General features: G+C 57.4%; 8 protein-coding genes and 1 pseudogene. 6 read left to right on the forward strand and 3 right to left on the reverse strand.

The features are described from left to right. Positions 1-207: 207 nt before the first annotated feature. Positions 208-1,263, forward strand: coding sequence for a hypothetical protein (locus ACVWY9_RS12040; RefSeq protein ID WP_457388561.1), 1,056 nt, complete (start codon positions 208-210; stop codon positions 1,261-1,263). 79 nt (positions 1,264-1,342) lie between these two features. Here the strand turns inward: ACVWY9_RS12040 and ACVWY9_RS12045 are convergent, their stop codons facing one another. Beyond that, entirely contained in the window at positions 1,343-2,188 is an 846-nt protein-coding gene (locus ACVWY9_RS12045; RefSeq protein ID WP_457388563.1) for an alpha/beta hydrolase, read from the reverse strand. Between the two features lie 120 nt (positions 2,189-2,308). Beyond that, complete coding sequence (locus tag ACVWY9_RS12050) at positions 2,309-2,896, reverse strand: CPBP family intramembrane glutamic endopeptidase (RefSeq protein ID WP_414328684.1); 588 nt, start codon at positions 2,894-2,896, stop codon at positions 2,309-2,311. Positions 2,897-3,388: 492 nt separating this feature from the next. Here ACVWY9_RS12050 and ACVWY9_RS12055 point away from each other — a divergent pair, with 492 nt between their 5' ends. The 4 genes and pseudogenes from ACVWY9_RS12055 (at position 3,389) to ACVWY9_RS12070 (ending at position 5,336) form a co-directional block, all read left to right on the forward strand. Then, positions 3,389-3,517, forward strand: coding sequence for a hypothetical protein (locus tag ACVWY9_RS12055; protein WP_414328685.1), 129 nt, complete (start codon positions 3,389-3,391; stop codon positions 3,515-3,517). A 202-nt stretch (positions 3,518-3,719) separates the two neighbouring features. Then, a complete protein-coding gene (locus ACVWY9_RS12060) occupies positions 3,720-4,253 on the forward strand; it encodes a thermonuclease family protein (RefSeq protein ID WP_457388565.1) in 534 nt (177 codons plus the stop codon). A 110-nt stretch (positions 4,254-4,363) separates the two neighbouring features. After that, positions 4,364-4,547 (forward strand): annotated as a pseudogene (locus ACVWY9_RS12065) (hypothetical protein); the annotation flags it as partial. A 90-nt stretch (positions 4,548-4,637) separates the two neighbouring features. Next, positions 4,638-5,336, forward strand: a complete 699-nt coding sequence (locus ACVWY9_RS12070) for a cofactor assembly of complex C subunit B (protein WP_457388567.1) — start codon at positions 4,638-4,640, stop codon at positions 5,334-5,336. Positions 5,337-5,375: 39 nt separating this feature from the next. Here the strand turns inward: ACVWY9_RS12070 and bchI are convergent, their stop codons facing one another. Next, positions 5,376-6,434, reverse strand: a complete 1,059-nt coding sequence (bchI, locus tag ACVWY9_RS12075) for a magnesium chelatase ATPase subunit I (protein WP_457388571.1) — start codon at positions 6,432-6,434, stop codon at positions 5,376-5,378. Between the two features lie 388 nt (positions 6,435-6,822). Between bchI and ACVWY9_RS12080 the strand changes: the two genes are divergently transcribed. After that, positions 6,823-7,167, forward strand: a complete 345-nt coding sequence (locus ACVWY9_RS12080) for a DUF4168 domain-containing protein (protein ID WP_414331953.1) — start codon at positions 6,823-6,825, stop codon at positions 7,165-7,167. Positions 7,168-7,301 lie beyond the last annotated feature (134 nt).

Genomic DNA, 7,301 nt, shown 5'->3' on the forward strand with positions numbered 1-7,301 from the left:
TAACTCCACTTTTCCGAGCGGATTGCAGGTGATTTTAAGATTCTTGCTGGCAGGAGGGAGTGCTCCTCCTCTTCGCTGACGCCTTGCGCCCAGGCAGAACGTAAACAATTGCTGCGCGGATCTTAACGTTCCTTAAGTTCTTTGCTGCAGCGGTAGCCCCCTAGAAGTATGCTAGGTAAAACTAGATCCTCTGACGTAAGGTAGGCCATGGAAGAATTGAGGCAAGACGCAGAAACCGTTACACCTTGCAGCTTGGCCACCCTGTGGGCGCAAAAATATGTAGACAAGCTACGGGCACAGGCTGCCTTGGGCGAGCTGCCAGGCGCCCCTCTAGCTGACAAGGTGAAGGGATCTTTGCGCTTTGCCAGCTCCCAGGCCTGGGCGAAGACGGAGCGGCTCTTGGCTGCTGAAATACCGAGGCAGCGGCTGGATCCGGACTTGATTGATCCCTGGCAAATTGCCGAGGATTCCCAGGAGTTATTTGAAAAGGCAGCAGCAAGTTGTGGGGAGGGCCTCTCACCAGCCCGCTTTTCGGTAAAGATCGCGCCATCTTGTGGCCAGCTGCGGGCTCGCTACAGCAAGCCGGATCCGCGGGTACTTGGCTTTTTAAGCATGCAATTTCACTACACGGGGCAAATGGTCCTGCAGGCTCTGCTGCCCCAGGAGCGGGGTCTCTTCCACCCCTACTTGAAGGTCATGGATGACCACCTGTACATGCCTTTGCAGAGGATGTACGAGGCCGCTGCCGCCCAGGCAGGCGATCACTTTTCTGCGCCTTTGGCTGCTATTCAAGAGCTCTTGCCCCTGGTTACCAGCGTGGCAGAGTCCATTTGTGCCGAGGTAGCCCAACGTTTTCCGGACTATCACTGCGAAAGCGGTCCCTTGACAGATCTGAACGTGCGGATTTCCAGCATCCGCGATGTGGAGATGTTTCAGGTGTACTTGGGCCTCTGTGCCCTAGAAGGCAGCATGGCGGCTATCCAGCAGGAGCTGTTTCCCCTCTGTGTGATGCTCTACCCCCCTTTGAAAGTGAGCTGGGAGCTGGTACGGCAGATGCTCAAGCTCTTGGATAAGGTTCTGAGGTCTGGTCTCAGCCAGGCCAGCTATGCCGTCCTGCTGCCCTACCTCCAGACAGTGCAGGGTATGTTCTCGCTGGAGGTTTTTCCTGAAAATGACCCCATCTGGAGCCATCAGCCCGATGTGATGCGCTTTATGGAGACGGCGCAGAATCTGTTGCAAGAATTGCTGGCTCAAAAAGCTTAAAGGCCAGTTAACGCCACCATTCCTATTCCCGCTCGCGACCTCCCAGTTACGCAAGGAAGGGAACATTGGCAGTTGCTGCTCAGCCTGCCTGCAGCTTGGGATCCACCAGCTCGGCTACGAATTGGTGCAGGATGGTGACATAGCGCTCTCTGGCCACCTGCAGCAAGTTGTTGTGATCGGCTCCCTCGATGGGCACCAAGCGTTTGGGATCCCGTGCTGCTTGGTAAAGGGCTTCAGCATGCCAGAAGGGGATTAGACGATCCTGGGTACCGTGCAAAATTAGCAGCGGGCAATTGATCTTGGCCATGCGGCTGAGGTTATCGAAGCGATCGAAGGGCAGCAGCGGGATGCGGGTTAAGACGCGAAAGGCTGTGACGAAGGTGGATTCCAGGATCACGCCCCCCACCGGCTTTTGGGCTGCCAAATAAACCGATGGCCCACCCCCCACCGAGCGCCCATAAACCAAAATCTGCTCCGGCGGGATCCCTTGGGCAACTAGGTAAGTGTAAGCGGCCTCGATATCTTTGTAAGCGCCGGCCTCGGAAGGGATCCCTTCGCTGGTGCCGTAACCGCGGTAGTCGTAGGCCAAGACGGCAAACCCAGCCTGCTGCAGGTGCACCAAGCGGGGCAGGATATCCCCCAAGTCTTCAGCGTTGCCATGGCTATAGAGGAGGGTATAAGCAGCAGCCGGATTGGGCAGATATACCGCTGAAATCTGCAGCCCATCAGAGGTCGTGAGCTTGAGAATGGCGTCCCCATCTCGATAGCTGGCGGGACGAGGCAAAAAGATCATTCGCTCCGATTGAAACCAGCCCAGCCAGAGCAGGTAGCCGTACACCACCAGCCCGACGAGCAGCAAAGATCGCCCCACGCGCAGCCATGGGAAGGATCCCCAAACTAGTTGTAGGAGATCTCGGTGGGGCATTGACAGGAAGGCATCGGCAAGTAAGTTAAGCTCAATTTGCGGCACTTGCCCAAGGTTCTGCGCTGCTTACAGGCAACCCCTTTCCCATAAGGGAAGAGGGGAGCAGGAAAACTGCATCCTTTAGGGCTCCGCTTGAGAGAAAAAGCATTTCCAGGCACAAACCCCAATCCAGTTGACAAGGGTGTGGGCGACAATGGTGACCAACAGGTTTCCCGACAGCCACAAGCCAATCCCCATGAGGATACCAACCCCGCTGGCCCAGACGGCATAGGGCCAGCCCTGCCATCCCAGCCAATGCAAGGCGCCAAACAAGAGGCCGCTCAGCAGGATCCCGCCTGTCCACCCTAAGGGGCTGGCCACCAGAGCTGACAGCAGCACACCGCGAAACAGCCATTCCTCGCTCCAGCCCGGCAGCAGGCCCACCCAAAGGATATCTCCCCACTGCAAGGGATCCGCCACCCAGTGTAAGTAGGCAGTGGCTGCCCGACGATAGGCTGGCCAGAGCCGGTAAACCCCGCCGCTGAGCAGAGCCACCCCCAGTCCCAGCCCTGCCCCCCACGCCAAGGCTAGGGGATCCCAGCGAAACGGCACGGGAAAGGAGGATCCCAGCCAGATCCAGAGACCCACAATGAGAGCCGAAAACAGGGTGGTGATGCCCATTCCATTCAAGATCTGTTCGCGTGTGCAGGGCTGAATCTGGGAAGTCATGGAGGGGATCCCTAGGCTTCGAACTCCGGAGGGTTAACAGCAGCTGCTGTTTTTATCATCGTTTATCTCAGCGGTCCTAGGTTCACGGCAGGTTGACAGCAGCTACAGAGCGTCCCTCAAAACTGCCTCAGCTTGTAAGCCAGCATGGATATGAGCCTTGAGTGTGACCAAAGGGACTCAATCGCCCCCTTGCTCTGTCTTCTGAGCCTCTGTGTAGCGCTTGATAACCTCTCCGGAAACTTGCCCCGCTGTACCCGCGTAGTAGCTTGGGTTCTACAAATAACCACCCCAGAGCCTCTTTTTGAGTTCAGAATGTCTCCCAAAGAGAGCAGGAGCCGTGGAACTTTTAATACCTTGGCAACGACCGCCGGAGCCGCCTTGGGAGAAGCAGAAAGAAAAACGTGATTCAAGGCTTAGAGTAGAGAAGGGCTTCCAAGCTTTTACCCTCAGCCCGGCTATACCCCAAATACCCACACCCGAGATGGGTGCAAAGTGCTCCGCACCACGGACGCGACCGAGCGGCGCATTCACCAAGCCATTCAAAACGCGCAGGCTCGCTTCGACAGCGACAAGTTCGCCGACAAATTTGCCCAGCAATTGCGGGGAGAGCCGGGGAACTGAAGAAAAGCGAGCAGGAATGGCTCAGTCGCCTGGGAGCCTTGGGCAACCCAACCAACGGCGGATCTACTGCTGGCCAATTCAAATCTGCGGTGGGATTGTTTTCTGGAGAGTTGCCGCTACCATTACACTTTGAGCGTTGCCACCGGAAACTCCCCGGCGGGAAAAGAAGAGGGGGCTGCGTCCAAAGTGGGGAATTAAGGTCATGTTCCAGCGTATTGCTCTCGGCTCTGCTGCATTGGGATTGCTTCTGGCCATACCCGTCCTTCCCAGCCACGGGTTTGGAGAGCCCCGGGTCGTTCCCGATACCCTGTTCTACTTCGACAACCACCGCTTCGATCGCTACCCAGATGCGGTTGTGGTGCGGGTGGTCAACGGCGACACCCTAGTGGTGCAAATCGAAGGGGAACAGAAGATGCGCCTAATCCGGTTGGCCGGGATCGAGGGTCTCAGCCCGGAAGAAAACCCCTATTACCAGCAAGCCATTGAACTGATGCGGGAGCGCATCCTCTACCGCACCGTCAAGCTGGAAGGGGATAAGTTGCTGCGCAACGTAGATGCTACGGGCTTGGTGGAGGCCTATGTCTGGTTAGAAGGCCATCAGATGAACGCCATGTTGGTGCGCAATGGCCTGGCCCGCATCATCCCCTACAGCCACAACATCAAGTACGACAGCTACTATGGTGGCCTACAAGAAAAAGCCCAGCAGGAGCGCCTTGGCATTTGGAGCCGTCTCTGAGTTGGCTTTATACTGAACTTCAGTTCTTTAATCTTCAAGGGAGCAGAGAGGAAAGAGCATGACTCTAGTCAATAATAAGCTCAACTATACTGAAAATAATGTATAATATGTTCAGTACGGATTACTACCAGTTGATCTTTCTGTTTACTTTCGAGTCTGCCAACATGGTAGCCAAAGCAAAGCAGAAAATTGGTAGTAAGACGACACGGAAACTGCGCTTTGGGTATTCTACTCAAAGCTTTGCGGGATACCGCCATTCTGGTTGGAAACAAACAGAATGCTATCGCTGCATAGTTGAACAGTGATGTTCAGCAGTGTTCAGCGTAAATGTATCAGCTTCTCCCTTCTCTCCCGTTACTTCCTCTAGGTTATGCCTAGCCTGCCTTGACGGTTGAACCCACTCCAGCCCCCAGGGATCCCAATCGCTGGGTGAGGCGGCTGCCTCTGGTGACCGGCCTTTTGGGCAGCGCCCTCTTGGTCATCAATCGACTGGCCTTTACGCCGGAATTGCTCACCAGCCAGTCCCGCTCAGATGCCTTGGGGATCCTCCTCAGCGCCGTTTTGATCCTGACCGGCCTGCTGTGGCAGCAGATCCAGCCTCTTCCACCCCAAACGGCCCCCCTGCAGGGGATCCCCGGCTGTGATTGGCATCCCGATCTTTCCGAAAGCGAGAAACTGGAGCTGGCTTGGGCCTCCCATACCCTGCTCAGCACCACCGCCGCCCGCACCGTGGTGATCTGGGTGGGTGGGCGAACCCTCCTGCAACGGGGGATCCTGGCCAACCCCGGCCAGATGCCCTCCATTCAGCCCAAGAGCGTTTTACAGCGGGTCTTGCAGACGGGGCGGCCCGTGTATTTGGTGGATCTCAAGCTGTTCCCGGCCCGCGCCGAGTTCGATGGCCTGTTGCCCCCCGGATCCCAGGCCGTGCTGTGCCAGCCCATCGGCCAGCGAGGGTGCTTGATTTTGGGGAGCGATACCCCACGCAGCTTCAGCCGGCAGGAGCAAACCTGGATTGCCGCCATTGCCGACAAGCTAGCAGCCACCCTACTCCCCTCTCCCCCTGGGAGAGGAGCTGGGGGGTGAGGGCACACTCCCCCTGGGAGAGGGGCTGGGGGGTGAGGGCTAGGCGGCGCTCTCCAAGCTCACCTGGAACACTTCGCTGAAGGCTTTTTCCACCTTGTAGCCCGAGTCGATGGTCTCCAGAGGATCCTTGCGCAGGCGGTGGCGCAAACACAGGCTGATCACCCGACGGATATCGGCGACGGTGACCTCGCTCCGCCCTTCCAAAGCCGCCAGGGCCTTGGCAGACCGGTTGGTGACAATGTCTCCGCGCAGCCCATCCACCTCCAAAGCCGCACATACCCCAGAGATCTTCAAGCGCAAGTCGGGATCCACTGCCACGTTGGGCAAAAGATGTTGGGCTTTTTCGATGCGCTCCCGCAGGCGCTGCTGGGAATCGGCATACTTGGCCAAAAAAGCCTGGGGATCGGCGTCGAACTGGCTGCGCTCCTCCACGATCCGCACCCGCAGGGCAGCATCTCGCACCGTTTCGATCTGGACGAACATGCCAAAGCGATCCAGCAGTTGAGGCCGCAATTCCCCCTCTTCCGGGTTGCCGGATCCCACCAGCACAAACCGAGCCGGATGACGAATGGAAATGCCCTCCCGTTCCACGGTGTTCCAGCCTGAGGCCGCCGCATCCAGCAACACATCCACCAAGTGGTCATCCAGCAAATTGACTTCATCCACGTAAAGGATGCCTCGATTGGCCTTGGCTAGTAGCCCTGGCTCAAAAGCCTTCACCCCCTGAGCCAAGGCCCGCTCAATGTCGAGAGTGCCACACACTCGGTCTTCTGTTGCCCCCAAGGGCAGATCCACCATCGGCACCTGGATCCAAGTGCTTTCCAGCGTTTCTCCCGCCTGCAGGCGCTCCCACACTTGATCGCTCATCAAGTCCCGCTGCCGCGGGTGGCTGTTGAAGGGATCCCCTTTCACCACCTCGATCTGGGGCAGCAGGTCGGCCAAAGCGCGGATGGTGGTGGATTTGCCCGTGCCGCGATCCCCCATGATCAGCACTCCGCCAATGCGCGGGTCGATCACGTTGAGGAGCAAGGCCAATTTCATCTCCTCTTGGCCGACGATGGCCGTAAACGGGAAAACCGGGCGACGTTCCAAATGCATAGGGGCAATAACCAACAATTCATCCCCATTATCCCAGAGGCCACTCCCTTCTGGGTGTCAGATAGGCTGGAAAGGGACTGGAACTGGAACCTAAAGACCAGTTTTCGGTCAAATGGAAAAGCAAGCTCAGTTGTCAGCGTGGACGACGCCCTGGGCTTTCACAGAGAGGAGCAGATAGGATCGAAGCCCGCGGGGTTCATCAGAGTGTTGAACCGGCGTGGGGCCGAAAGCTCACAAAAACCCTAGGCAACCTGAGCAACAGTTGGCGGGTGGGGAGACATCAGCGGTGTCAGGCAAAGCAAGTCGGAGACGGTGGACGGCATTTCCAATCCAAAGCGTGGTCCAAAAAGGGCTGGTGGGTTTGATCTGGGTTTGCACTTGGATCTCTGTGCTCACTGTCTCTCTGGCCGTGGCTCAAACCCCCACCACCTCTGTGGTGTTGAGCGATGAGCAGGTAACAATGTACGCCCGTATCGTCTTGGAGATGGAGCCCCACCGGCAAGAGGCCCAAAAGCGCTCCCAAGCCACGAACGACCCGGCCAGCAAAGATCAAATCCGGCGAGAATTCATCCGCACCGCGACCGAGATCATCACTCGCCACGGTATGACCGTGCCCGACTACAACCGCATTACGCTCTTGATCCGCTCCGAAGAGGGCAAAGCTTTGCAACAGCGCATTGAGGCCGAAATTCTCCGCCTACAAAGCGAGGATCCCCAACCGCCAGTCCGATAAAAGTAAACTACCCGACACCCGCGCTATGCGCAGGGTGCAGGCTTTATCCCAATCCCTAGCGGCCCCAGAGGACAGCTAAGTTTCGGAATTTCAGGCGAGTTTACAGTCGCCCCAAGGAGAGAGATTACTTGAGC

Source organism: Thermostichus sp. OS-CIW-31 (assembly GCF_054060305.1).

What these genes read in the sequence shown, in the direction of transcription:
- ACVWY9_RS12040 (WP_457388561.1), top strand. Translation starts at nt 208, where the DNA reads ATGGAAGAATTGAGGCAAGACGCAGAAACCGTTACACCTTGCAGCTTG.
- ACVWY9_RS12045 (WP_457388563.1), bottom strand. Translation starts at nt 2,188, where the DNA reads ATGCCCCACCGAGATCTCCTACAACTAGTTTGGGGATCCTTCCCATGG.
- ACVWY9_RS12050 (WP_414328684.1), bottom strand. Translation starts at nt 2,896, where the DNA reads ATGACTTCCCAGATTCAGCCCTGCACACGCGAACAGATCTTGAATGGA.
- ACVWY9_RS12060 (WP_457388565.1), top strand. Translation starts at nt 3,720, where the DNA reads ATGTTCCAGCGTATTGCTCTCGGCTCTGCTGCATTGGGATTGCTTCTG.
- bchI (WP_457388571.1), bottom strand. Translation starts at nt 6,434, where the DNA reads ATGCATTTGGAACGTCGCCCGGTTTTCCCGTTTACGGCCATCGTCGGC.